This window comes from Streptomyces sp. NPDC053750, from assembly GCF_044544295.1.
GTDB lineage: Bacteria > Actinomycetota > Actinomycetes > Streptomycetales > Streptomycetaceae > Streptomyces.
The window spans coordinates 1-23,816 of record NZ_JBITXB010000028.1; the positions used below are offsets into that span (position 1 = coordinate 1).

The 23,816-nt window shown below is 69.5% G+C and carries 14 protein-coding genes and 1 pseudogene; 6 read left to right on the forward strand and 9 right to left on the reverse strand.

Features of this window, described 5'->3' with window-relative positions:
• Positions 1-840 precede the first annotated feature (840 nt).
• Complete coding sequence (locus ACIGO6_RS38340; protein WP_399884852.1) at positions 841-3,099, forward strand: beta-propeller fold lactonase family protein; 2,259 nt, start codon at positions 841-843, stop codon at positions 3,097-3,099.
• Between the two features lie 223 nt (positions 3,100-3,322).
• On the opposite strand, the gene ACIGO6_RS38345 is transcribed toward ACIGO6_RS38340, so the two are convergent.
• On the reverse strand, positions 3,323-3,544 hold the full coding sequence (locus tag ACIGO6_RS38345; RefSeq protein ID WP_399884854.1) for a hypothetical protein: 222 nt from the start codon (positions 3,542-3,544) through the stop codon (positions 3,323-3,325).
• A 538-nt stretch (positions 3,545-4,082) separates the two neighbouring features.
• Positions 4,083-4,916, reverse strand: coding sequence for a PIG-L family deacetylase (locus tag ACIGO6_RS38350; protein ID WP_399884856.1), 834 nt, complete (start codon positions 4,914-4,916; stop codon positions 4,083-4,085).
• A 966-nt stretch (positions 4,917-5,882) separates the two neighbouring features.
• Between ACIGO6_RS38350 and ACIGO6_RS38355 the strand changes: the two genes are divergently transcribed.
• The 4 genes from ACIGO6_RS38355 to ACIGO6_RS38370 all read left to right on the forward strand — a co-directional run bounded on the left by ACIGO6_RS38355 (position 5,883) and on the right by ACIGO6_RS38370 (position 9,698).
• On the forward strand, positions 5,883-7,118 hold the full coding sequence (locus ACIGO6_RS38355; RefSeq protein WP_399884858.1) for a bifunctional class I SAM-dependent methyltransferase/NUDIX hydrolase: 1,236 nt from the start codon (positions 5,883-5,885) through the stop codon (positions 7,116-7,118).
• 159 nt (positions 7,119-7,277) lie between these two features.
• Positions 7,278-7,982, forward strand: a complete 705-nt coding sequence (locus ACIGO6_RS38360) for a bleomycin resistance protein (RefSeq protein ID WP_399884860.1) — start codon at positions 7,278-7,280, stop codon at positions 7,980-7,982.
• Positions 7,983-8,242: 260 nt separating this feature from the next.
• Positions 8,243-8,854 (forward strand): sugar O-acetyltransferase, encoded by a 612-nt coding sequence (locus ACIGO6_RS38365; RefSeq protein WP_399884862.1) that lies wholly within the window; start codon positions 8,243-8,245, stop codon positions 8,852-8,854.
• Between the two features lie 118 nt (positions 8,855-8,972).
• Complete coding sequence (locus ACIGO6_RS38370; protein ID WP_399884864.1) at positions 8,973-9,698, forward strand: class I SAM-dependent methyltransferase; 726 nt, start codon at positions 8,973-8,975, stop codon at positions 9,696-9,698.
• Between the two features lie 197 nt (positions 9,699-9,895).
• Here ACIGO6_RS38370 and ACIGO6_RS38375 read toward each other — a convergent pair whose 3' ends face one another.
• Together ACIGO6_RS38375 and ACIGO6_RS38380 are read right to left on the reverse strand one after the other, a co-directional pair.
• Entirely contained in the window at positions 9,896-10,642 is a 747-nt protein-coding gene (locus tag ACIGO6_RS38375; RefSeq protein ID WP_399884866.1) for an ABC transporter permease, read from the reverse strand.
• The gene (locus ACIGO6_RS38380; RefSeq protein WP_399884868.1) at positions 10,635-11,594 is read right to left on the reverse strand and encodes an ATP-binding cassette domain-containing protein; all 960 of its coding nucleotides are present in this window, start codon (positions 11,592-11,594) and stop codon (positions 10,635-10,637) included. Before ACIGO6_RS38380 ends, ACIGO6_RS38375 begins: the two co-directional genes overlap by 8 nt.
• 129 nt (positions 11,595-11,723) lie before the next feature.
• On the opposite strand from ACIGO6_RS38380, the gene ACIGO6_RS38385 reads away from it, so the two are divergent.
• Positions 11,724-12,494: a TetR/AcrR family transcriptional regulator gene (locus tag ACIGO6_RS38385; RefSeq protein ID WP_399884870.1), complete on the forward strand. Its 771-nt coding sequence runs from the start codon at positions 11,724-11,726 to the stop codon at positions 12,492-12,494.
• A gap of 564 nt (positions 12,495-13,058) precedes the next feature.
• Here ACIGO6_RS38385 and ACIGO6_RS38390 read toward each other — a convergent pair.
• The 5 genes and pseudogenes from ACIGO6_RS38390 to ACIGO6_RS38410 form a co-directional block, all read right to left on the reverse strand.
• Positions 13,059-16,244, reverse strand: coding sequence for an alpha-amylase family glycosyl hydrolase (locus tag ACIGO6_RS38390; RefSeq protein WP_399884872.1), 3,186 nt, complete (start codon positions 16,242-16,244; stop codon positions 13,059-13,061).
• 53 nt (positions 16,245-16,297) lie between these two features.
• A pseudogene (locus tag ACIGO6_RS38395) lies at positions 16,298-19,393 on the reverse strand (alpha-amylase family glycosyl hydrolase); the annotation flags it as partial.
• A gap of 114 nt (positions 19,394-19,507) precedes the next feature.
• Positions 19,508-21,208, reverse strand: coding sequence for a carbohydrate-binding module family 20 domain-containing protein (locus ACIGO6_RS38400; RefSeq protein ID WP_399884874.1), 1,701 nt, complete (start codon positions 21,206-21,208; stop codon positions 19,508-19,510).
• Between the two features lie 334 nt (positions 21,209-21,542).
• Complete coding sequence (gene rfbB, locus ACIGO6_RS38405) at positions 21,543-22,523, reverse strand: dTDP-glucose 4,6-dehydratase (protein WP_399884876.1); 981 nt, start codon at positions 22,521-22,523, stop codon at positions 21,543-21,545.
• Positions 22,524-22,558: 35 nt separating this feature from the next.
• Positions 22,559-23,629, reverse strand: a complete 1,071-nt coding sequence (locus ACIGO6_RS38410; RefSeq protein WP_399884878.1) for a glucose-1-phosphate thymidylyltransferase — start codon at positions 23,627-23,629, stop codon at positions 22,559-22,561.
• Positions 23,630-23,816: the final 187 nt, after the last annotated feature.

Here is a 23,816-nt window from a genome sequence, read left to right on the forward strand (position 1 = left end):
CCGGAGCCGCCGAGAAGTACGAGGTCCCGCACGAGGAGATCGACACCTGGAAACGGCAGTTCCTCGACGGCGACTGGCTCGCACTGTTCGCCCACGACGGCCACGACAAGGGGGAAGGCGCCTTCCCGTTCTGCCCCTGACCGGCGCCGGCGCCCGCAGACCGCGAGGCTGAAGACCGGGCCCGGGGACGGCACACGTTCAGCGGCGGGGCCCTCGGTGCTCACGCGCCGGCCCCTGCGGGCCGCCCGGGCGGTGTTCGCCCCGGGCGGCCCCCCTGCCCCGCGGCGTCCCCCCGGGCACCGGCCCCCACCCCGCGGTGGTCCTATCCCTTCACCAGGCCGCCGGGCGCAGGGCTCCGCCGGCCGGGGGGACCCGCTTTGGCGGGAGGGGGCGTCGAGGGCAGTACAGCCGGGAGCGTGTCGGAGGCATCCGGTCACGCCGGGTGACGGGAGCCGGAGATCCCCGGCATGTCCTCGCCCAGCTGCACCGGTTCACGGTTCTTCCGTCCGTGGCTCGGCGAGGTGCCCGGCTCACCCGCCTGCGCCCCGGTCGCCGGCCCGGCGACCGGGGGACTTCGCGCGCTCGGCCCGCGCGAGGGCCGGCCCGGGCGGGCGGCGGACGGCCGTGCTGCCCAGGCCGTGTCCGAGGCCGACCGAGGCATCGGCGGCGCGGGGTATCCGGGGTGCGCTGTGCTGGGGCCCGGGCGGGGGACGCAACGTCCGCGGGCTGTGGCCGCCCGGGCGGCCGGCCGTTCTTCGGAGCCGGTATGAAATATCCTGGAGGGGGGCCTTCCTACGCTCGCCGGGACCGCTACCGGGCCGTCCTGGCAGAGGGAGCGCCATGACGGAAGAGTACGAGGCCGCCGGGCGTGTGATCGCCGGGCGTTACCGGCTGATGCGCCGGCTCGGCACGGGCGGCAGGGGTCGGGTGTGGCAGGCGTACGACCCCAATCTGCGGTGCGAGGTCGCGCTCAAGGAGATCGTCCTGCCGCCAGGCGTGCCCGACGACGAGGTGGGTGCCCGGATCACGAGGGCGCAGGGCGAGGCGCAGCACACGGCCCGGCTGCGCAACCATCCGCATGTGGTGACGGTGTACGACGTGGTGGAGTCGGGCGGTCTGCCGTGGATCGTCATGGAGTTCGTTCCCGGCGCGATGGATCTGGATGCGGTGGTGCGGGAGTGGGGGCCGCTGCCGCCCGCCGAGGTCGCCCGGATCGGGCTGGCGGTCCTGGACGCCCTGCAGGAGGGCCACCGGCTCGGCATCCTGCACCGGGACGTGAAACCGGCCAACATCCTGGTGACCCGGCCCGGCCCGCAGCTCTCCCACCCGGCGGAGGGCTGTCAGGTGCTGCTGATCGACTACGGCATCGCGCTGGAGCCGAGTTCCGGGGCGACCCGCCTGACCGCCCCCGCGGACTTCCTGGGGACGCCGGGCTACATGGCCCCGGAACGGGCCCACGGCGAGCCCACCCCGGCCTGCGACCTGTTCTCGCTCGGCGCCACCTTGTACTTCGCGCTCGAGGGGACCGGTCCCTTCGACCGCGACTGCCCCGTCACCACCCTGAGCGCGGTGCTGTCGGAGTTCCCCGCCCCGCCGCGCCGGGCCGGGGAACTGACACCGGTCCTGTTCGGGCTGCTGGCCAAGGACCCCGCACAGCGGATGGACGCCGCCGAGGCCTCCCGGCGGCTCGCCGCCATCGCCGCCCGGCCCGCTCCCGCCGCTGCACCGACACCGGCCGTCCCCGCGGGCGCACAGCCGGCCGGGCCCGAGGAAGCAGCCGGCACGAAACCACCGCGGCCCCGGCACCCGGAGCCGTCCCCGCCGACCGAGTACCTGCCACCGGCCGAACCAGCCGAAGCAGCCGAACGGGAGGAAGCAGCCGAACCAACCGGACCGGAGGAGGCCGCCGGAGCGGAGGAGGCGGCCGGGGCGCCGGCCGGCCCGTCCCGGGGACCGCTGCCGCGCACCGGTGACGAGGCCCGCCCGCGGCGGCGGCTGCCGGTGCCCAGGGGCCGGCGGGCCCGGCTCCTTGCGGGAGCGGCGGCGGCAGCAGTGCTGGCCGCGGGAGGCGCCGGCGTCTACCTGACCCAGTCCGGCTCCCCGGGCCCCGCCCCCGTGTCCTCGATCCCGGTCGGCGACTCCCCGCAGGGCATGGCGATGTCCCAGGACGGGCGCCGCAGCTACGTGACCAACTACGGCTCGGGTTCGGTGTCGGTCATCGACACCCACACCAACCGCACCGAGGACCAGTCCATCCGCGTCGGGAAGAACCCGCGGGACGTGGCGGTCTCCCCGGACCGGCGCCGGGTGTACGTGACCAACTACGGCTCGGACTCCGTGTCGGTGATCGACACCCTCACCAACCGCGTGGACCGCACCATCACCGTCGGCTCCACCCCGGTGGGGGTGACGGTCTCCCGGGACGGACGCTGGGTGTACGTGACCCTGAGCCGCACCGGCTCGGTACCGGGTTCGGTGGCGGTGATCGACACCCAGACGAACAAGGCCGACCGCACCATCCGCGTCGGCAAGGACCCGGAAGGAGTGGCGGTCTCCCCGGACGGACGCCGGGCCTACGTCGCCAACTACGGCTCCGACTCCGTATCCGTGATCGACACCGCGGCGGGCAAAGCGGACCACACCATCCGCGTCGGCAAGGCCCCCCTCGGAGTCGCGGTCTCCCCCGACGGGAACCGGGCGTACGTGACCAACAACTACTCCGACTCCGTATCGGTGATCGACACCCGCACGGACAAGACGGACCACACCATCCGCGTCGGCCGCGGCCCGCGAGGTGTGGCAGTCTCCCCCGACGGGCGCCAGGCCTACGTCGCCAACAACTACGAAGGCACGGTATCGGTGATCGACACCCGCACGGACAAGGTGGACCGCACCATCCGCGTCGGCCGCGGCCCCCTGGAAGTGGCGGTCTCCCCGGACCGGCGCCAGCTCCAGGTCTCCAACTTCGTCTCGGACTCCGTATCGGTCATCCCCTTCCCGAAAACCTCCGACGCGGCAGCACTGCGCCCACCCCAGGCACCGGGCCCCGCAGCACCGCCACCCGCCGGGAACGGAAACCTCCCCCTCCCGCACGACTGACCGGCCCGGACACGCGGCACCCGCACGGCCCACACCCCGGTGCCGGGCGCAGGCCACGCCAGTGACGACCCAGCCACCGGCTGCCCGCGGGCAGCAACCGGGACCCGGCGCTCCCGGTCGGCACGCCCCACCGGCTCAGCAGCCATGCGGCCGGACTCCCCTGCCGGCACAGGAGCACAGCGGACGGGTCAGCGCACACGAGGCCAGGAGCGGGTGCCTCACGTCAGGGCGGGGTACAGCCCGGCGGATCCCACACGAGCGAGCCGCCCTCGATGTGATTGCCCGTACAGGGCTCCTGCGGTGCCGCGCTCAACGACTGCGCCGCAGCCTTCGTGGTCTGAGGCGCCGCCTCGGCGCCGGCCACGCCCACCGCCGCGGCGAGCAGCGCAGCAGCACACGACGCACCGGCGAGATGCCGGACACACCTGCGGATGCCTGCCGTCATGACGATCTCCTTCCAGAAGTGGATGAGCTCCTTACCCACCAGCGTGGAAGGCCGGTCACGACCGGTCAACGACCACGAAGAACCTGTCACACCATTGGGACATTCCATGACATTCGAGGCTCTCCGCAGGCCCTTCCCCCCTCACACACCACGCAGGACTCTCCCGGCCCCCAGAGCATCGCTCCCCCGGCGACCGCCGTGACCCGGGGCCCGCCAGGGGCTTTCGCCCCGCACGGCCATCCGGCACGTGCATTCCACCAAGCCGACAGGAGACCGAACGACGACAGGGCCGGCACCCGCCGTCACACACGGCCCACCGGCACCGGCCCTCCCGGAAACAGTGCCGCCCGTGACGAGTCAGCGCGCCAGCAGGCAGCCGCGGTACCTCCTCCACCAGGTGTCCCGGCGGTGGAAACGCCGACTGAGACGGTCGGACCTCATGGCCGCCTCATGATCCACCGGACAGGGCCCAATCGGCTTGACGCGCTCGAGGGCGCCGTGCGGCCGATGGGCTTTCCTGACCTCCCCTCCGGGTGGATCAGCGCAGTCCGGCGAAGAGATCGTTCTCGGGTACGGCCGCGCCGGTGGCGTCCTGGACACGTACGAAGGTCTCCATGCCCATCAACTCGCCGAACCTCTCCTTGCCCATCCTGAGGAAGAAGATGTTCTCCCCCTGACTGGCGTGCGCGGCCAGCGCGTCGAACTTCTGGCCGCTGAACGCGGTGGTGTCCACCCACGTGGTGATCTCATCGTCGGGGAGTCCGATCTCGGCCATCACGGCGGCCTCGGCAGGATCCGGCTCCGGCATGTCCGGATGAAACTCGCGCATGATCTCCCCGAACCGCTGCATCCCCGAGCGGGGCATCGTGGTCCAGTACACCTTCGGTGTCAGCGCGGTCATCTCCAGCGCCGCCATCGTGATGCGGTGGGCCTGGATGTGGTCGGGATGGCCATAGAAGCCGTTCTCGTCGTAAGTGACGACCACATCAGGTCGGTAGTGCCGCATGAGTTCCGCGAGTCGGGACGCGCCTTCCTCCACGGGGGTCTGCCAGAAGGATCCGGGGGCGTCGTTGCTCGGCCAGCCCATCATCCCGGAGTCGGCATAGTCCAGCATCTCCAGATCGCTGACCTTGAGGACGTCACAGCTCGCCTCGAGTTCCTGACGGCGCATCAGGGCGACCGCCGCCGGATCGTGCCCGGGATCGCCCGGCTTGACACCCCCCGGTCCGTCACCGCAACCGCCGTCGGTACACGTCACCAGAACCGTGCGGATGCCTTCCGCCGCGTACCGCGCGAGAACCCCTCCGGTTCCGGTGGCCTCGTCGTCGGGGTGGGCGTGTACTGCCATGAGCGTCAAGGGCCGGTCGGTCATGAAACAGTCCTCCTGCAAAAATCGTCTTGGTCCGACTGAGCGGCGGGCGTGCCGCTCCTGGGCCCGGATCCCGGTGGGGCGGACGACCCTCTGGTCTCCGTGTTCCCCGCCCGTGCGGCGCCGGTCCCTCAGTCGATGCAACCATGCCGGCCGGACCGCCTGTTCCCGGCTGCCGGCCGACGCCGCGGGGACGGCGATGGCCAAGCTCCGCCGGGAGGTGCACCGCCGGATTCTCGGCGACGGATACTGCGGTCGCCCCCGTCGAGATGGGCTGCCACTTCGAGTCGATCTGCCAGTCCTGCACGTTCTTCGTCACCACGATCGCGCTCCGGCCCACCCTCGAACGCCAGCGGGACGACGCGGCGGCCTGAGGAAGCAGCGGTCATGCGCCGATGATGGCGTACAGCGTGAACAACGCCCCTCCCTGGCTGACCCCGCTCCACCGACATCTGCGCACACGCGTAAGCGTGCCGTACGGTCGGCATACTCAGCAGCCAACCCGCCGCGGGCGGGGCAGGGCAGCAGACGTCAGCGTATCTGTGGGGCGGAAGCCGTAAGTTGAGTAGCCTCACGGCGTTTCGCGGAACCGTTGCGCCATCCGTCGACAGCGTGCAAGGCGGATGTCCAGCGCGATGAGGAGGGGCGGATCATCGGGCCGACGGCCAGATCGGCGGCCCGCCGAAGAGGCGGAAGGTGGAGATCTCGCATGCGGACCAACCTCTCCAGCCGAACCGTCCTCACCTCCCGGACCACGGAGGCGACTCGACTGCTGTGGGCGAAGCGGCATGGGCACATGATCGGCCGCTGCCGAACGGCCCACAAGGGCGTGCGGAGGCACCCGAGAACGCTACCCGGTGGCGTGGCTCTGCCCAGGTCGGCCTGCGGGCGTCCCCTGGTCGAATGCGGGTCCGGCGAGCGGGACAATGTGACGAGGCGGCTCGACGACGAGCCCAAGGAGGGGACGCGATGACGGCACCCGACACACCCGGTACGGCCGATGCCGAACAGGTCAACGCCGCGACGTGGCACGCCTACGGAGCACACCACCTCGACCGGGCCACTCCCCTGCCCGAGGTGGACGAGATCGCCTGGGGTCCGGCGGGAACCGGGCCGGGGGACGCGCTCCTCGGTGACCTGAAGGGCCTGCGCGTGCTCGACCTGGGCTGCGGCCCGGCCCGGCACGCCGCCCACCTCGCGCGCACCCAACACGCCACCGTGGACGCCGTCGACCTCTCCCCGACTCAGATCGAGCGCGCACGGGCGCGCTACGGCGACCTGCCGGGTCTGCGATTGGTCCAGGCCGACGCCGTCGGGCATCTGCGTACTTCGACGCCGTACGACGTGATCTACTCCCTGTCCGCCGTCCACTTCATCGACCCGCACCGACTGCTGCCGGCCCTGGCGGCGGCCCTCAGGCCCGGCGGACGGCTGTACTTCACCGTGCTGCACACCAACTCGTCCGGAGACGGGCCTTTTTCGGAGGTGAGGCCCCGCCCGGAGGTCCTTCGCCTGGCCGGCGGCGGCGAGCTGACCGGGCACATGTGGGTGCTCACCACCGAACTGTGGACGGACCTGCTCACGCGGTACGGGCTGCACACCGAGGAGATCACCGTGCTGGACGCGCCCGAGGCCGGCAACCAGGCCTCCTACCGGCTCTTCCAGATCCGCAGGCCGGCCCGGATCACCTCTCGTCCGCGTACGACCCGGCCGCCCGTCGCACAGGCGGCGGCCGGGGTCGGCGCGGTACTGGTCGGACCGCAGGGTCTGCTGCTCGGCCGCCACCAGCGGGGGACCGTCGAACTGCCCGGCGGCACGGTGGAGCCGGGCGAGTCGCTGAAGGAGACGGTCGTGCGCGAACTGGCCGAGGAAACAGGCCTGCACGCGGACCCGGACGACGTGTGCCTGCTGGGCATGCTCCTGGACCAGGTCGGCGACGTCGTCCGCATCACGTTCGGCGCACTCGTCACGCGGTGGCACGGCGAGCCCGCCGACCAGCCGGGCGAGCGGGTCGGCGACTGGCGGTGGTGGCCGCTGGACTCGCTGCCATCGGACCTGTTCGAGTGCAGCGCCCAGATCCTCACCGCCTGGCGCCCCAGCCTGCCCATCGACCACCCGCCCGCCCGCTTCACTCCCTTCGCCGAACCGCACGGCACCGCTCAGGAGACCACCGGCCGGCCCACCCTGGGTGAGCTCGGGAAGTAGGCACTGGGCTTCGGCGCGGGCATGACGTGCCAGGCGCAGGCTGCAGGCCTGGGCCGACGCACACGGGCTGCGCCTCCGCCACGTCAGTGACTTGATCTTCCGGGTGGTTCGGGCCCAAAACCGTGCCCCCCGCTATTCAAATTTGATTAGACTGAAGTCATGGGTGAAAAGACCGTTCCGATCCTGCCGTGCCCCGCCATCCAGCCTGTTCTCGACTTCTACGGCACCCTCGGGTTCGAGGTGACCTTCCAGCAGAAGAGCCCCAATCCGTACGCGGTCGTGGCACGCGGCGGCATCCATCTTCACTTCTTCGGAATGAAGGGGTATGAACCAACCGAGTCCTACAGCACGTGCTACATCGAAACCGATGACGTCGATGGGCTCCACGAGGCCTTCCGGACCAGGCTCAAGGCGGCGTACGGCAGAGTCCCGACCCGCGGGCTGCCGCGCATAGGGGCGCTCAAGGACACGTCACACGGTGTACGGCAGTTCCTTGTGACCGATCCGGGTGGCAACTGCCTGCGGATCGGGCAGCGGACAAGCCAGAACCACCACCACCGGCCTGCGCCCAAGGAGACCTTCCTCCGCGCTCTGCATCACGCCGCCCTTCTCGCGGACTCGAGGGATGACCCGGCAGGCGCAGCGAAGGTCATCGACCGGGTGTTGCGCATCGAGGACGAGCGACCCACGTCGGTGCAGTTGCTTCGCCTTCTCGTGCTGCGTGCGGATGTCGCCGGGCGCCTCGGTGACGAGGAGACCGCGGCGTCCGCGCAAGCCAAGGCCGCCGCTGTCCACCTGACCGACCAGGAGCGCGAGTCGGTGCACGACGACCTCGAACATCTCAAGGAGTTGCGTGGCTACTGAGGTCGAACTCGCGGCGAGGGCGGTCGGCGATTCTACGGTCACAGGGACCGGCGTCATTGCCGAGGCTGAGCGAGAAGCACTTCGCCCAGCCGGCGCGGAGCCGGCGAAGGGCCGGCCGCGCCCGCCTGGACGCCTTGCTTGCACCCATGCCGTCCAGCTCAAGGGCTGGAACTGTCCGCCATGGCAGCCAGATTCACACTGACTGACACAGTCCAAAAAGATCATGGCGTCCCGGCGGTGTGCCATGGGAGCGTTGCGCCATGACGCATGTGCGCAAGGAAGAGGTTCTGGCCCGGATTGCCAAGGGACTTGTCTATACAGAGTCGGAAGCGGCCTTCCAGGCGCCTGGGCGCCGCACCGAGCAGATCTTCGAGTACAACCACACTCCCCCGAGCGAATTGGAGAAGCGGCGATCACTGCTCGCCATGATCTTCGGGTCCGTCGGTGAACGAACGGTGCTCCTGCCACCGTTCCACGCCGGGTTCGGCAGCAACGTCCACATCGGTGACGACTTCTTCGGAAACGTCAACCTCACCTTCGTTGACGACGTCGGGATTCGCATAGGCGACGGTGTCATGATCGCGCCCAGCGTGACGCTGACTACGACGGGACACCCCGTTCATCCCTCACGCCGCGCTGATTTCGGACGGTTCTCGGAACCGATCGTGATCGAGGACAAGGTGTGGATCGGCAGCAACGCGGTGGTTCTGCCCGGTGTCCGTATCGGATACGGGTCGGTCATCGGCGCCGGTAGCGTCGTCAGCCGCAGCATTCCCCCCATGACCGTTGCAGTGGGAACGCCTTGTCGGGTGGTCCGCTCCATCACGGACGAGGACCTCACCACACGTACCGTCGAGACGCAGACATCCTGACAAAGGCGTTGGATGTGGAGGTGTGTGATGAGGCCGGCAGCGAAGGCCAGGAAGGCCTCGTGCATCTCGTCGCGAAACCCAGTAGCTCCTGGGCCCGGCTCCGCCTACGGTCGGCCGCATGGCTGACGAGTGCTTCGGACATCCACGGCTCGCCGCGATCTATGACCCGCTCGACCCCGACCGCGGCGACCTCGACGCCTACCTCGGGATGGCACAAGAGCTCGAGGCGCGCAGCGTGCTGGACATCGGCTGCGGAACGGGAGTCTTCGCGCTCCTGCTGGCCGATCGCGGGATCGAGGTCACCGGAGTCGATCCCGCCCGGGCGTCCATCGATGTGGCCCGGGCCAAGCCCGGCAGCGAGCGAGTGCGCTGGATCTGCGGCGATGCCACAGTCCTCCCGCCCCTTCAGGTCGACCTCGCGACGATGACAGCGAACGTCGCCCAGGCCATTGCCGATCCGCGAACATGGCAGAAGACGCTGCAGCAGGCCCACGATGCGCTGCGGCCCGGCGGGCATCTCGTCTTCGAGACCCGCGACCCCACCGGCCGCGCCTGGGAGAAGTGGACCCGTGAAGACTCATACGGCGTGACGGAGATCCCAGGCGTCGGCTTCGTCGAGAGCTGGATCCAACTGACCGATGTCCGCCTGCCGCTGGTGACGTTCCGCTGGACGTACGTGTTCGCCGCGGACGGAAAGGTGCTGACGTCCGATTCGACGTTGCGCTTCCGCGAACAGGAAGAGGTCGAGCAGGACCTGGGAGCGCACGCCTTCGTGGTGGAGGAAGTCCGCGATGCACCAGACCGGCCGGGAAAGGAGTTCGTCTTCCTCGCACGACGTCTGTGATGCTGAGTGAACCACGCCACTCACACTGCGATGGCGCACCCAGGTGCTTGGTGAAGAATTCGCCGAGCCTGTCGAAGGGGATGAGGTCCTTGGGGACCTCGTGGGAGAGCCTCGCGACCCCGATCTTCTGACCCGCATCCTGCAACGACTCCCCTTCGGCACCGCGACACTGTCCGCCCAGAGCACCCCGAAAGGGCTCAGTGAGCAGTACGTCGCTTGAACAGCGCTCCCGAGGCAGCCACCGAGGCTGCGAGGATGCCCGTGCACCAGGCGAGTGCCACCCACCCCGTCGAGCCCACCGGCTGCCCGAGCAGCAGTCCGCGCGCCGCTTCGATGACATGGGTGACGGGCTGGTTGGCGGCGAAGCCCTGGAGCCACGACGGCATGGTGTCGGTCGGAACGAAAGCGCTGCTCGGGTACGGCAGGAAGCTCACGAAGAAGGTGAAACCCCCAGCCGCCTCGGGAGACTTGACGAGCAGGCCCACCGCGGCGGACAACCAGGAGAGCGCCGCGATGTAGGCGACGAGGAGGCCGATCGCGGCGAGCCAGCCGCCCGGGCCCGCCGAGGGGCGGAAGCCGATCGCGAAGGCGAGCGCGAAGACCAGGGCGGTGGCGATCAGGTTCCGCGCCGTGGAGGCGAGGACGTGGCCCGTCAGGATGGGCGTTCCTCCGATGTCGAGGGACCGGAAGCGGTCGATGATGCCGCCCTTGAGGTCCTCGGTGACAGCCACCGCGGTGCTGGCGGAGCCGAAGCCGGCGCACAGCAACAGGACGCCGGGGACGACGTAAGTGACGTACTCCGTACCGGTGTTGATCGCTCCACCGAAGAAGTAGACGAAGATCAGGAGCAGCATCACCGGGAGCGCCATGGCCATCATCAGTGCGTCGACGTTGCGGCGGCTGAGCCGGACGGAGCGGCCGGTCATGATGAGTGCGTCAGACATGGCTGGGCTCCTGGCGCGCGGGTTTCGTGAGGGTCAGGAAGACATCGTCGAGGGTGGCCGTGTGCAGCGAGAACCGTTCGATGGAGGTGCCCTCGGGGTCCAGTGCGTCGAGCAGCGCCCGCACATGAGGGGCGCCGCCGTCGGTGGGGAAGCCCAGGGTACGGGTCTCGGGCTCGCTGTACACCGCTTGTGACGCCAGGCGCAGATAGGCGGCCGGGTCGGTCAGGACGACATCGAGGCGGTGGCCCGCGACGCGCCGTTTCAGTCCCTCGGAGGTACCCTCGGCGACCAGCTCACCGCCGTGCAGTACGGCGATACGGTCCGCCAACCGGTCGGCCTCCTCCAAGTACTGGGTGGTGAGGAAGACCGTGGTGCCCCGTGCCGACAGCTCGCGCACCACGTTCCACAGCTCCTGGCGGCTCCGCGGGTCGAGGCCCGTTGTCGGCTCGTCCAGGAAGATCACTTCGGGGTTGCCGACCAGGGACGCTGCGAGGTCGAGGCGCCGCCGCATGCCTCCTGAGTACGTCTTGACCAGGCGGTCGGCGGCACCGGTGAGGTCGAATCGCTCGAGGAGTTCGGTGGCCCGGGCGCGTGCGGCGGCGCGGGAGGTGCGGGCGCCGCCGTGAGTGCGGGTGAGTCGGGCCACCATCCGCAGGTTCTCCGCGCCGGTCTGCATCTCGTCCACCGCCGCGAACTGGCCGGTGAGGCTGATTGCGCGGCGGGCTCGGGCCCGCTCCGTGCGCAGGTCGTGCCCGGCAACCCTGGCCGTGCCCGCGTCGGCTTCGGTGAGCGTGGCCAGGATGCGCACGGTGGTGGTCTTGCCGGCGCCGTTCGGACCGAGCAGGGCGTGCACGGTACCGCGTGGCACCGTCAGGTCGAGGCCACGCAGGACTTCGACGTTTCCGTAGGTCTTGCGTAGGCCGACGGCCTCGATGGCGGATGCGTCGGGCATGGCCTCACCTCCATGAAGGGTTACTGCGTAAACCATACGCATTACCGTGTAAGGGTTACGCAGAACTACGATGTGCGTCAAGCCGCGGCCCGGAGAACGGCCGCGGACACGCAGAGGGAGGCGACGCGGATGGCATCGAACGAGGACACCGGCCTGCCCGCGAGCCTCGCGACGGCCTGGGGCTTCAAGCCCCGCCCCTCGAAGGGACCGAGGCCGACCCTCAGCCTCGAGCGCATCGTGGCCGCAGCGGTGGGCGTCGCGGCCGCCGAGGGAATCGGGGCGGTGTCGATGGGGCGCGTCGCCAAGGAGCTCGGCGTCTCCCCGATGTCGCTCTACCGGTACGTCGGCGCCAAGGACGAGCTGTACATCCTGATGCAAGAGGCGGTCACACCCGCACCCCCCGAACCGCTGCCCGACGGGGCCGGGTGGCGCCCGGGACTGACCCGCTGGGCGCGGGCGCAACGCGCGTTCTTCCACGAGAACCTGTGGCTCCTGCGAGTCCCGGTCTCCGGGCCGCCCGCGAGCCCGCAGTCGGTGGCGTGGATGGAGTACGGCCTCACAACCCTCGACGGCACCGGGCTCGACGAGGGCAGCAAACTCGGCGTGATCATGCTGGTCAGCGGCTACGTGCGCAACGAGGCCATGCTGATGTCCGACCTGGACGCCGCGCACACAGCAAGCGGACGCACCCCGGACGAGGCCATGCGCCGCTACCAGCGCACCCTCGCTGCCCTCACCGACCCCGAGTGCCACCCGGCCGTCACACGCGTCCTCGAATCCGGCGTTTTGAACCAGGCGGACGAGCCGGACGCCGACTTCGAATTCGGACTCGGGGTCGTGCTGGACGGGGTGGCAGCGCTCATCGCGCGGTACACGCCGGACAGGCCGTCGAGCCCGTGACCAGCCTCAGCACCGGAACGCGGCGGAGTTCCCCACGACCCTCCGCATCAAGGCCGGTCAGTCGGTCGCCGGGTGGAGGTACAGCGTGCGTGCCGAGGGACGTTCCGTCTGCTTCCAAGTCCAGCGGTGGGTCGATGCCGGAAGTGCCGTACGACGCGGGCAGGGCTACCCGCTGAACGTGAACGCGACGCCTGGTCGGGCCGGGGACGCCTGGGCCTGCTCCGGGTCCGGCGCGGGGCGATACTCTCCGACGAAGAGAGCGACAGTTCGCCGGCGCCGAAGCGGGAGCACCGGGCACCGTCCGCCCCACCCGAGTCCGCCGAGGCCGGCCCGCTGGTCGGCCTCATGACCGCACTGAACGAGTCCGTCGCCCCAGCGAAGACCTCCGACCTCCTCACCCGTCTCCAGCGAGGGCACACCGACCCTGCCCCGACTGCCGCGGCGCAACGGAGCACGTGAGGGCGATCGTCCACGAGGACGGCACTGCCGAGCCGGAGGACGACCTCTGCGGAGACGAGCTCGTCCGCCATGCCCCGGCACTCGCGAGGCGATCGCCCCTCGCCATCAGCCCGACTCCGGGCCGGTGGCTGACCGGACGCCGGTGGCGTGCAGGGCGTCCAGGACGCCCTGGACCCGGACGCCCGTGGCGGTGGCGAGTGCGCCGTTGGTGAGGCGCTGGGTGAGCACGATCTGCCCGGTCAACGCCTCCCGTACCCGGTCCCGGTCACGCGGGTCGACGGTGAACACGGCGTACTCCGTCAGGTGCGGGTACTTCGCCTTCAGCGCGTCCGACAACGTCGACGGCAGCAGCCGCAGCCAACGGCCCTCGCTGCTCAGCGCGCCGTCCTCGACGGTGATGCCGCCGTCCTTTGCGTACACCAGCTGCGTCGACGCGGCTGTCCTGGCGCTCACGGAGGCAGGAAGGGCCACGGTGTCGGCGTCGAGCCACTGCGCCTTGGCCTGGGTGACGTCCAGGTCGGGGGCCGAACCCACCGACGGCACCAGGTAGTCCTTCTCCCCGGCGTTCAGCCAGACCTCGTTCCCGTACATGGACAGGTCCAGGGAGCGGTCGCTGGGGATGTCCTTCTCGTCTCCCTTGTGCAGGATGTAGCTCAGCGTGGTCGCGCCGCTCTTGAGGGGCACCTCGAAGGTGACGCCGTAGGCGTCCTTGCCGGTGGGCTGCAGCGGCTTGCTCCACTCGGTCTCGTTCGCGGCGCCGGTCCAGGTGTGCAGTCCCCATCCGTCGTAGTCGCCGTCGGCGCGGTGGACGTGGATGATCGCCCGGGTCCTGTCCGGGATCGGGTACACGCCGTCGGGTTTCGTGGTCTGCTGGCCGGCCTTGCCCTGCTCGACCCAGACCTCACCGGTCTTCGCCAGGTCGACGGTGCGCTCACCGCCGTCGGCCGTACCGGACTTCTCGATCGTGTACGTCACCGAGTCCGCGCCGTCGGGGACTTCGACCCAGGCGAACGCACCGTAGGAGTCCCGGCCGACGAACGCGCCCGACCCGATGTCGGACTTGAGCGTGACATCGTCGTAGTCACCGTCTGCCCGCTTGTAGTGGACGACCGCGTAGGGACGGTCCATCACGCTGGGCTTCTCCGGTGCCGGGGACTGCCCCGCCGTGGTGCCGGCGAGGGTGCCGGCGGTGTGTCCGGCACGGTCCACGACGACTGCCTTGTAGCGCAGTGCGGTCCCGGCGGCCACGGTGTCGGGGATGTTCTGTGTGATCTTGTACGGAGCGTGGTCGGCGGTACCGAGCGTGCGCCACGTGCCGTTGCCTATCTGGGCGGCGAAGACCACGCGGGCACCCGACGTGTCACCCGGGTCCGCCGTGAGCGTGACCGTCCCCGTCGCGCCCGCCTCCGGAACCTCCAGCGAGACGCTCGGCTCGACCGCCGGGGCCGGCAACTTGTCCTGGGCCCGCAACACCAGTGAGGACATCGCGGGAACGGTCACCTCGAGGCGGCCGTTCACCGCCCGCTCCTTGCCCGATCCACCGTAAATGGTTCGGAACTTACCGGACTTCCTTCCCGGCTTCCCGGACTCGACCGCCAGCTCGACCGTCTTCGGCTCACTCGCGTTGTTCACCGCGACCACGTACTCACGGCCGTCACCGACACGGGAGAACGCGTACACCGACCCCTTCGCGTACAACTCCTTCTGCACACCGTCCGACAGCGCCGGGTGCTCCCTGCGCAGCTTGGACAGCTCCGCGATCGACTCGTACAGCGGATGTCCCGCGTCATACGCATCACTCGCATGCGTACGACCCGTACCGATCTCGTCGTCGTCCAGATACTCCGGAACCCTCGACGCGAACATCGTCTGCCGGGCGTCCTTGTCGCCGCCGGCACCGGTGAAGCCCTGCTCGTCGCCGGAGTAGATCACCGGATTGCCGCGGGAGAGGAACATCACCTCGTGAGCCAGTCGGTCCCGACGCAGCAGTTCCGCGTCACCTGCGTTCGGATTGTCGGACGCGATGAACGAACCGATCCGGCCCATGTCGTGGTTGCCGAGGAAGGTGACCTCGTTGTAGGCGTTGGCCTTGTCGGTGCTGTAGCGGTAGTCCTGCGCCAGGACGTTCGCCAGGCCGGACGCGTCGCCTCCCTGTGAGGCGTAGCCACGGATGGCGTTCTGCAGCGGGAAGTCGAGGGTGGCGTCGAGACGGCCCTCGGTGATGTAGGGGGCGATGACGGACGGGTCGGCGGAGAGCGTCTCGCCGAAGATGAAGAAGTCGTCGCGGCCGCGCTTGGCGGCGTAGGCGTCGAGGGCGGTGGCCCACTGGGTCCAGAAGGCCATGTCGACGTTGCGGACGGTGTCCACGCGGAAGCCGTCGATGTCGAAGTCCTTGACCCACCGCTGGTAGATCTTCTCCATGCCCTCGACGACCTCGGGCCGCTCGGTCCACAGGTCGTCGAGACCGGTGTGGTCGCCGTGGAGCCCGCTCTCGCCGACGAAGGTGGAGTCGCCGCGGTTGTGGTACATCGTCGGGTCGTTCAGCCAGGCCGGGGTCTTGGCGTTCTTCTCGTCGACCGGTATGTCGGGCGTGTACGGGAAGGAGTCGGCGTCGACCCTGCGGTCGGGATTCCGGGTGTCGTCGAAGGGACGGCCCTCGGTGTCGAGGTAGGGGTAGGCACCCTTGCTGCGGTACTCGTGCTTGTTCTCGGTGTTGCCGACGACGTCCGCGGTGTGGTTGGTGATGACGTCGAAGTAGACCTTCATCCCCTTGTCATGCGCCTTGGCGATCAGGTTCTTGAGGTCCTGGTTGGTGCCGAAATGTGGGTCGACCTGGGTGAAGTCGGTGATCCAGTAGCCGTGGTAGCCGGCGCTTTCGCCATTGCCCTGCACTGGCTTGTTCTTGAAGATCGGCGCCATCCAAATCGCGGTGGTGCCGAGGCCCTTGATGTAGTCGAGCCGCTTGGATATGCCCTTGAGGTCGCCTCCCTGGTAGAAACCCTTGTCCGTCGGGTCGTAGCCGGTGGACGTGCGGCCGCCGCTGAGGCCGCCCCTGTCGTTGCGGGCGTCCCCGTTGGCGAACCGGTCGGGCAGGACGAAGTAGAACTGCTCCCGGGTCACGTCGTGGCGTGCGGGCTCCGCGGCGAGTTTCGCGTCGGAGGGTGGCTTGGGCGGGGCCGGAGCCGCCGAGGCGGACGTGGCCGTGTGCAGCACCGTTGCGAGCAGCGCGCCGACGGCCGCCGCAACGGTTGTCTTCCGTGACGCGCTGTGCGCGCCCCTTCTTCGGTTCACCTTGTTCTGCCCTTCTGGACGTGATCGCATTACTGGGGCTGCCGGCTGCTCTGTGTCCTTACGGCCGTCGCCCCCAGCAGGGCGCCGTTGTCCGCACGTTGGGTGGCCAGGAGTTGCTCGGCTCGGCGTGCCTCGGGGATGCGGTCGCGGTCGCGTGGATCGATCGCGTACGCGGTGGCGTCGGCGAGCCCGGGGTTCGCCGCCCGTTGCGCCGCTGTCAGTTCGGTGGGCACCAGACGCAGCCACTGTCCCTCGTCGGACAGGGCGCCGTCCCGGATGCGGACACCCCCGCCGGTGGCATACACGAGCTGCTGGCTGGCCACGCCCGCGCCGGTGCCGTGCCAGGCGACGGTGTTCTCGTCGATCCAGGTGGCCGAGGCGGCCGCAGGGTCGAGATCGAGGGGGAAGGAGCCGCTGAGCGACGGTGTCAGATAGGCCGCATCGCCCGCGAGGCGCCACACCTCGTGGCCGTACAGGGAGAAGTCGAGTGCCTCGTCGCCCGGAACGTCCTTCTCCTCGTTCTTGTGGAGGACGTAGCTGAGGGAGCCGGCGCCCTCCTTGACGGGCACTTCGAAGACAAGTCCGTAGGCGTCACGGCGCACCGGTTGGACCGGCACGTTCCAGTCGGAGGGGTCCGCTGCGCCGGTCCAGGTGTGCAGTCCCCATCCGTCGTAGTCGCCGTCGGGGCGGTGGTAGTGGATGACGGCCTTGGTCGTGTCCTGTGGCGGGTAGGCGCCGGCGGGTCGGCTGGTGTCCACCGCTTCGGAGCCCTCACTCGTCCACACCTCGCTCGCAGCGGTGAAGTCCAGTACTCGGGAGGGGCCTTCGGGTACCCCGTCGCGTTCGACGGTGAAGCGGACGTCACCGGCTCCCTGGTCCGGTGTCAGCCAGGCAAAGGCGCCGTACGCGTCGCGGCCGGAGAACTCGGCGGTGGTTCCGTCTGCCGTGCGCAGGGCCAGCCCGGTGTAGTCACCGTCGGCCCGTCGGTGGTGCACGACTGCGTGACGGCGTTCGGCTCGGGGTTTGTGCGGGGCGGGGGTCGCACCAGCAGTCGTCGAGGCCGTGGTGCCGGCGGTGTGGCCGGCACGGTCCACGACGACTGCCTTGTAGCGCAGTGCGGTCCCGGCGGCCACGGTGTCGGGGATGTTCTGGGTGACCTTGTACGGAGCGTGGTCGGCGGTACCCAGCGTGCGCCACGTGCCGTTACCGATCTGGGCGGCGAAGACCACGCGGGCACCCGACGTGCCACCCGGGTCCGCCGTGAGCGTGACCGTCCCCGTCGCGCCCGCCTCCGGAACCTCCAGCGAGACGCTCGGCTCGACCGCCGGGGCCGGCAACTTGTCCTGCGCCCGCAACACCAGTGAGGACATCGCGGGAACGGTCACCTCGAGGCGGCCGTTCACCGCCCGCTCCTTGCCCGATCCACCGTAAATAACCCTGAACTTGTCGGACTTCCTGGACTCGACCGCCAGCTCGACCGTCTTCGGCTCACTCGCGTTGTTCACCGCGACCACGTACTCACGGCCGTCACCGACACGGGAGAACGCGTACACCGACCCCTTCGCGTACAACTCCTTCTGCACACCGTCCGACAGCGCCGGGTGCTCCCTGCGCAGCTTGGACAGCTCCGCGATCGACTCGTACAGCGGATGCCCGGCGTCATACGCATCACTCGCGTGCGTACGACCCGTACCGATCTCGTCGTCGTCCAGATACTCCGGAACCCTCGACGCGAACATCGTCTGCCGTCCGAAGACATCGTCGCCGGAGCCGGTGAAGCCCTGCTCGTCGCCGGAGTAGATCACCGGATTGCCGCGGGAGAGGAACATCACCTCGTGAGCCAGACGGTCCCGACGCAGCAGTTCCGCGTCACCGGCCCTCGGATGGTCGGACGCGATGAACGAACCGATCCGGCCCATGTCATGGCTGCCGAGGAAGGTGACCTGACTGTAGGCGTTCGTCTTGTCCGTGGTGTAGCGATGGTCCTGTGCGAACACGTTGGCCAGGTCACTCGCAGGTGCGCCGCGTGAGGCGAAGTTGCGCACCGCGGACTGCAGGGGGAAGTCGAGGGTGCCGTCCAGGCGCCCCTGCGTGACGTACGGGGCGGTGATGGCCGGATCGGCGGAGAAGGCCTCCGCGAACAGGAAGAAGTCCTCGCGGCCCTGCTTCGCCGCGTACTCGTCGAGGGCGGTGGCCCACTGGGTCCAGAACTCCATGTTCACGTTCTTCGCGGTGTCGACCCGGAAGCCGTCGACGTCGTAGTCCTCGACCCACTTCTCGTAGATCTTCTCCATGCCCTCGACGACCTCGGGCCGCTCGGTCCACAGGTCGTCCATGCCGTAGAAGTCGCCGTAGAGGGCGCTCTCGCCGGCGAACGTGGAGTCACCGCGGTTGTGGTACATCGTCGGGTCGTTCAGCCAGGCCGGCGTCATCTCGCCGGTGTTCCGCGGCGTGTACGGCGGGGAGTCCGTGTCGACCTTCGCCATGCCGCGGCTGTCGTCGAAGGGGCGGCCCTCGGTGTCGAGGTAGGGGTAGGCGCCCTTGCTGCGGTAGCCGTACTTCTCCTCCGCGTAGTCGACCGTGTCGGCGGTGTGGTTGGTGATGACGTCGAAGTAGACCTTCATGCCCTTGTCATGGGCCTTGGCGATCAGGTTCTTGAGGTCCTGGTCCGTGCCGAAGTGCGGGTCGACGCCGGTGAAGTCGGTGACTGCGTAGCCGTGGTAGGAGGCGGTCTGCCTGCCGCCGAGGACCTGGACCGTCTTGTTGCGGAAGATGGGCGTGAGCCAGATGGCGGTGGTGCCCAGGCCTTTGATGTAGTCGAGCCTGTGTAACAGGCCCTTGAGGTCGCCGCCCTGGTAGTAGTCCTTGTCGGTCGGATCGAAGCCGGTGGTGGAGCGGTCTCCGCTCAGGCCGCCCCTGTCGTTGGAGGCATCGCCGTTCGCGAAGCGATCCGGCATGAGGAGGTAGAACTGCTCGCGGCTCACGGAGGGCCGGGCGGGCTGTGCCGCGAGCCAGGCGTCGGACGGTGGCCGTGGGGCCGCCCCGGTGGATGGTGCCGCGTGGCCGGTGACGGGCAGTGCCGTCGCCACGAGGGCCGCGAGGGTCGTGGTGAGGGCGGGTCTCCGCAGAGAGCTCAGGGGGCCGGTCACGCGGGGGTGCTCCTCGTCTGTGAGCGATCGGTTCGGATCCTGATGCGGTGGCGACCGCCCGGCGCCCGGAGGCGGGCCGGGCACCGGGCGGTCTTCATCGGTGCGGCGTGCGGGTCAGTTGCGCCAGGTGTCGCTCAGCAGGACGGCCCCCGAGGAGGAGACGGTCGCGGTGCGGTTGGCGCCGCTCTCCCAGGTGACGTTGCCGTTCGCGTCCTTGCGCAGGTACTTGTACGCGAAGGAGGTCCCGGCGGGCAGCGCGACGTCCAGCTTCCAGACGGGGTAGGCGGCCGGGTCGAGCTTCAGGGCGTTGTCCGGGTTCCAGTTGCCCAAGGGGGCCTTGTTGCCGGTGACGTAGATGTTCTCGCCCCAGTTGGTCGTGGCGCTGACGCTGAAGGAGGCGCCGGTGGCGGGGTCGGTCGGACCGCCTCCCCCACTGCCGCAGGTCTTGGCTCCGACATGCAGGGCGAGCGCGGTGTTGGCGCCCAAGGTGGCGGTGAACCGGCCTTCGGAATCGACCGTGACGGCACTTCCGCTCTGCACGTCACAGTAGTCCCCTGCGGGGAGCGACGTCTGGAAAGTGCGGGTCAGCGTCGAGCCCTCGTGGTTGATCGCGACGTACGCCTTGGCTCCGCGACCGAAAGCGATCTGGTTGTTGCCGTTGTCCCACCAGTCGGTGACGCCCTGGCCGCGCGCGGTGTTGCGCCAGGCGACCATGCTCGCGACCTCGCGCCAGGCGTGCTGGCACTTCCAGCCGTCGGTGTAGCAGGCGTTCACCTGGCCGCCGTTCGGGCCGCCGGCCGCTGTGTCGCCGAACTCGTATCCGGAATGCACGTCCGGTGCGCCGTAGGGCCAGGCCAGGGAGAAGACCTGGGCCAGCGTGTAGGTGGACCCGTCCTTGTAGGTGAGGGAGCCACCGTTGCGTTCGGTGTCGTGGTTGGTGACGAAGACGGCCGCCTTGTCGCCGGACAGGTAGCCCCACGGCTCACCGAAGTTCTTCAGATGGGTGAGCTTCCCACCGCTGAAGGTCCGCTTGAGGTCGTAGGCGTAGGTGAACTCCTGAGGGTCGCCGACGCCGGTGTACTCACCGGGCTGGACGGCCTCGCCGGGGGCACCGATCGTCTCCAGCTTCATGTAGGCGTTCGGGTTGGTCAGCCGTGACCTGATGTTCTGGATGTCCTCGACGGCGATGTGCTTGGCCGCGTCCACGCGGAAGCCGTCGACGCCCAGGGAGAGCAGGTCGTTCAGGTAGGCGGCGATCCGCCCGCGTACGTACTCCTCGCCGGTGTCGAGGTCGGGCAGGCCGCCCATCTCACAGCGCTGGACGTTCGAGCGGTCCCGGTAGTCGGTGATGTCGGTGCGGCAGTCGTCCATGTCCGCGCCCGAGTAGAGGCCCGGGTAGTCGTACTTGCTGTACTGGGAGCCGCCGGAGCCCGTGCCGGAGGAGTTGGCCATGTGGTTGATGACGGTGTCGACGACCACCTTCACGCCGGCTGCGTGACAGGTCTCGATCATGCTCTTGAACGCGGCACGGTCGCCGAGCCTGGTGGCGATCTTGTAGCTGACGGGCTGGTAGGCGGTCCACCACTGGCTCCCCTGCACACGCTCGTTGGGCGGGGACACCTGAACGTAGCCGTAGCCGGCCGGGCCGAGCGTGTCGGTGCACTCCCTGGCCACCGACGCGAAGTTCCATTCGAACATCACCGCGGTGACGTCCTTCGTACCGGGCGGCGCCGCCTGCGCCGGGGCCGGGACGGTGACGGCGGCGGCAACTCCCGCCAGGACGGCGAGCGCAGCAGGCACGGACTTTCTGGCCATGGGTTCCTCCTGGGTCGAAGGGCAACGCGCCATGCCCGTGAGGCTGGTGAGGGGGACTGACTCGATGAATCCCGGGTGAATCTTGCTGCAAGTTGTTGCGGGCCGACCGTACGAGGCACGCCGTCCGCGGTCAACCCTTGAGTCACGTTCCTCTCAACTTGCCGGCGAAGCAGGAGTTTTCTCGTTGCAAGTACTTACGCAAGTGTTCCGTCAGTGTTACGTTCAACCACGCTTCCGGCCCGGGGCCGGGGGCCTGGCAGCGCCGGGCCCCACGCGCCCGGCCCCGGGCCGGAGCCAGAGCCAGAGCCCGGGGCGGGCCTGCAGCATCAGGCCTTCAGAGGGCCACCCGGTGGAGCGGTTGCCACCAGCGGGTGTGCTCTCGGTACCAGTCGGCTGTGCCGAGGAGTGCCTGTTCGAAGTCGTAGGAGGGCCGGTAGCCCAGCTCCCGCGTGATGCGGGTGTGGTCCACCGCGTAACGGCGGTCGTGGCCCTTGCGGTCCTCGACGTGCTCGATGCGGCTGCGGTCCGCACCGCACAGCTCGAGCAGCTTGTGGGTCAGGTCGAGGTTGGTCAGGGACGTGCCGCCGCCGATGTTGTAGACGCGACCGGGGTGCCCTGCCGTGCGGACCAGTTCGATACCGCGCACGTGGTCGTCGACGTGGAGCCAGTCCCGGATCTGCAGACCGTCCCCGTACACCGGTACGGCGCCGCCGCTGAGCAGTGTGGCGAGAAAGCGCGGGATCAGCTTCTCGGGGTGCTGGTAGGGACCGAAGTTGTTGGAGCAGCGCGTCACACGGACGTCGAGACCGTGGGTGCGGTGATGGGCCAGCGCCAGGTGGTCGGCGGCCGCTTTCGACGCCGCATAGGGCGAGTTGGGGTTCAGTGGCGACTCCTCCGTGGCGGCGCCGGTCGGCAGGTCCCCGTAGACCTCGTCGGTGGAGACCTGGACGAACGTGCGGATGCCGTGCCGGAGCGCCGCGTCCAGAAGGGTCTGCGTGCCGAGGACGTTGGTGCGGGCGAAGGCGGTGCCGGACTCGATCGAGCGATCGACGTGCGACTCCGCGGCGAAGTGCACGATGTCGTCGTGGTGGGCGGCGAGCCGCTCCACCAGTCGCGCGTCGCACACGTCGCCGTGCACGAACGTCAGCCGGGCGTCGCCGGTGACGGAGTCCAGCCGGGCGAGGCTCCCGGCGTAGGTGAGGGCGTCGAGCACGGTCACCGCGACCCCGGGAGGTCCGGTCGGACCCAGCAGTGCACGGACGTACGCGGAGCCGATGAATCCGGCTCCGCCGGTGACGAGGATGTGGCGGGTCATGAGCGCGTGGCACCTTGTCCTGCGGGAAGGGGAAACTACGAGGTCAGATGGACCTTGCTGTGGTCGCCGACGACCAGGCGGTGGGAGCGCGAGAGCCGGGGGCCGGAGACGACCGTCGCGCCGCGGCCGATGAGGGAGTCCTCGATGCGGGGGGCACCAGCGATCCGGGCGCCCGGCAGCAGCACCGAATGCGCGATGGCGCTGTCCTCGATGCTGCAGTCCTCGGCGACCGCCGTGTAGGGGCCGATGCTCGAATCGGTGACGACGGTGCCCGCGCCGATGATGACCGGGCCGGTGATGCGGGAACCGCGCACCACCGCTCCCTCGGCGACGAGGACGCGGCCACGCACGACACTGTCCGCGTCGACCTTGCCCTCGATGCCGCCGGCCAGGCGGTCCAGGACGTGCCGATTGGCCTCCAGCATGTCGTCGACACTGCCCGTGTCACGCCAGGGTGCCGTCGTGGTCTCGGCGCGGACGGTGAGACCACGGTCGATCATCCACTGGACGGCGTGGGTGATCTCCAGCTCTCCCCTCGCGGACGGAGTGATCGCGCGCACCGCTTCGTGGATGTCGGGCGTGAAGGCGTAGACGCCGACGAGGGCAAGGTCGCTGCGCGGATGCTCGGGCTTCTCCTCCAGGTTCAGCACCGTGCCGTCCGCGTCGTCGAGTTCGGCCACGCCGAAGGCCGAGGGATCGGCCACCCGGGTCAACAGCAGCCGGGCAGAGGCCGTCTGCTGTCGCGCGCGGTCGACGAACGCGGTGACGCCCTCGGACAGGTAGTTGTCCCCGAGGTAGAGCACGAAGTCGTCGTCGCCCAGGAAGTCGCGGGCGATGTGCACCGCGTGGGCGAGCCCGAGCGGGCGGTCCTGGTAGAGGTAGGTGAGGCGCAGGCCGAAGGCCGACCCGTCGCCCGCCGCGCGTCGGATCTCCTGCTCGTGCGCGCCGACGACGATCCCCGTCTCGGTGATGCCGGCGGCGGCCAGCGCCTCCAGCGCGTAGAAGAGCACGGGCCGGTTGGCGATCGGCAGGAGCTGCTTGGCGCCGGTATGGGTGAAGGGACGCAATCTGCTGCCGGTCCCGCCCGCCAGGAGCAGGGCCTTCACGCGGGCCTCCGGCGGAACGGGGGGTGTGGTGGATGCGGTCGCACGGACTCCTCCATGGTCTCCTCCATGGTCCTGCTCGGTGAGCGGACCGTCTCGACTCAAGCAGAGGCCGAACTCCTTTCGCAAGCTCAGTCTGAAACTTTCAGCAAATGCTTGCTTCGCTTGTCGCCGCAGTGTTTGACTCGAC

Excerpts from the sequence above, each read along its gene's own strand:
- ACIGO6_RS38340 (WP_399884852.1), top strand. The coding sequence starts at position 841 with ATGACGGAAGAGTACGAGGCCGCCGGGCGTGTGATCGCCGGGCGTTAC.
- ACIGO6_RS38345 (WP_399884854.1), bottom strand. The coding sequence starts at position 3,544 with ATGACGGCAGGCATCCGCAGGTGTGTCCGGCATCTCGCCGGTGCGTCG.
- ACIGO6_RS38350 (WP_399884856.1), bottom strand. The coding sequence starts at position 4,916 with ATGACCGACCGGCCCTTGACGCTCATGGCAGTACACGCCCACCCCGAC.
- ACIGO6_RS38355 (WP_399884858.1), top strand. The coding sequence starts at position 5,883 with ATGACGGCACCCGACACACCCGGTACGGCCGATGCCGAACAGGTCAAC.
- ACIGO6_RS38360 (WP_399884860.1), top strand. The coding sequence starts at position 7,278 with ATGGGTGAAAAGACCGTTCCGATCCTGCCGTGCCCCGCCATCCAGCCT.
- ACIGO6_RS38365 (WP_399884862.1), top strand. The coding sequence starts at position 8,243 with ATGACGCATGTGCGCAAGGAAGAGGTTCTGGCCCGGATTGCCAAGGGA.
- ACIGO6_RS38370 (WP_399884864.1), top strand. The coding sequence starts at position 8,973 with ATGGCTGACGAGTGCTTCGGACATCCACGGCTCGCCGCGATCTATGAC.
- ACIGO6_RS38375 (WP_399884866.1), bottom strand. The coding sequence starts at position 10,642 with ATGTCTGACGCACTCATCATGACCGGCCGCTCCGTCCGGCTCAGCCGC.
- ACIGO6_RS38380 (WP_399884868.1), bottom strand. The coding sequence starts at position 11,594 with ATGCCCGACGCATCCGCCATCGAGGCCGTCGGCCTACGCAAGACCTAC.
- ACIGO6_RS38385 (WP_399884870.1), top strand. The coding sequence starts at position 11,724 with ATGGCATCGAACGAGGACACCGGCCTGCCCGCGAGCCTCGCGACGGCC.
- ACIGO6_RS38400 (WP_399884874.1), bottom strand. The coding sequence starts at position 21,208 with ATGGCCAGAAAGTCCGTGCCTGCTGCGCTCGCCGTCCTGGCGGGAGTT.
- rfbB (WP_399884876.1), bottom strand. The coding sequence starts at position 22,523 with ATGACCCGCCACATCCTCGTCACCGGCGGAGCCGGATTCATCGGCTCC.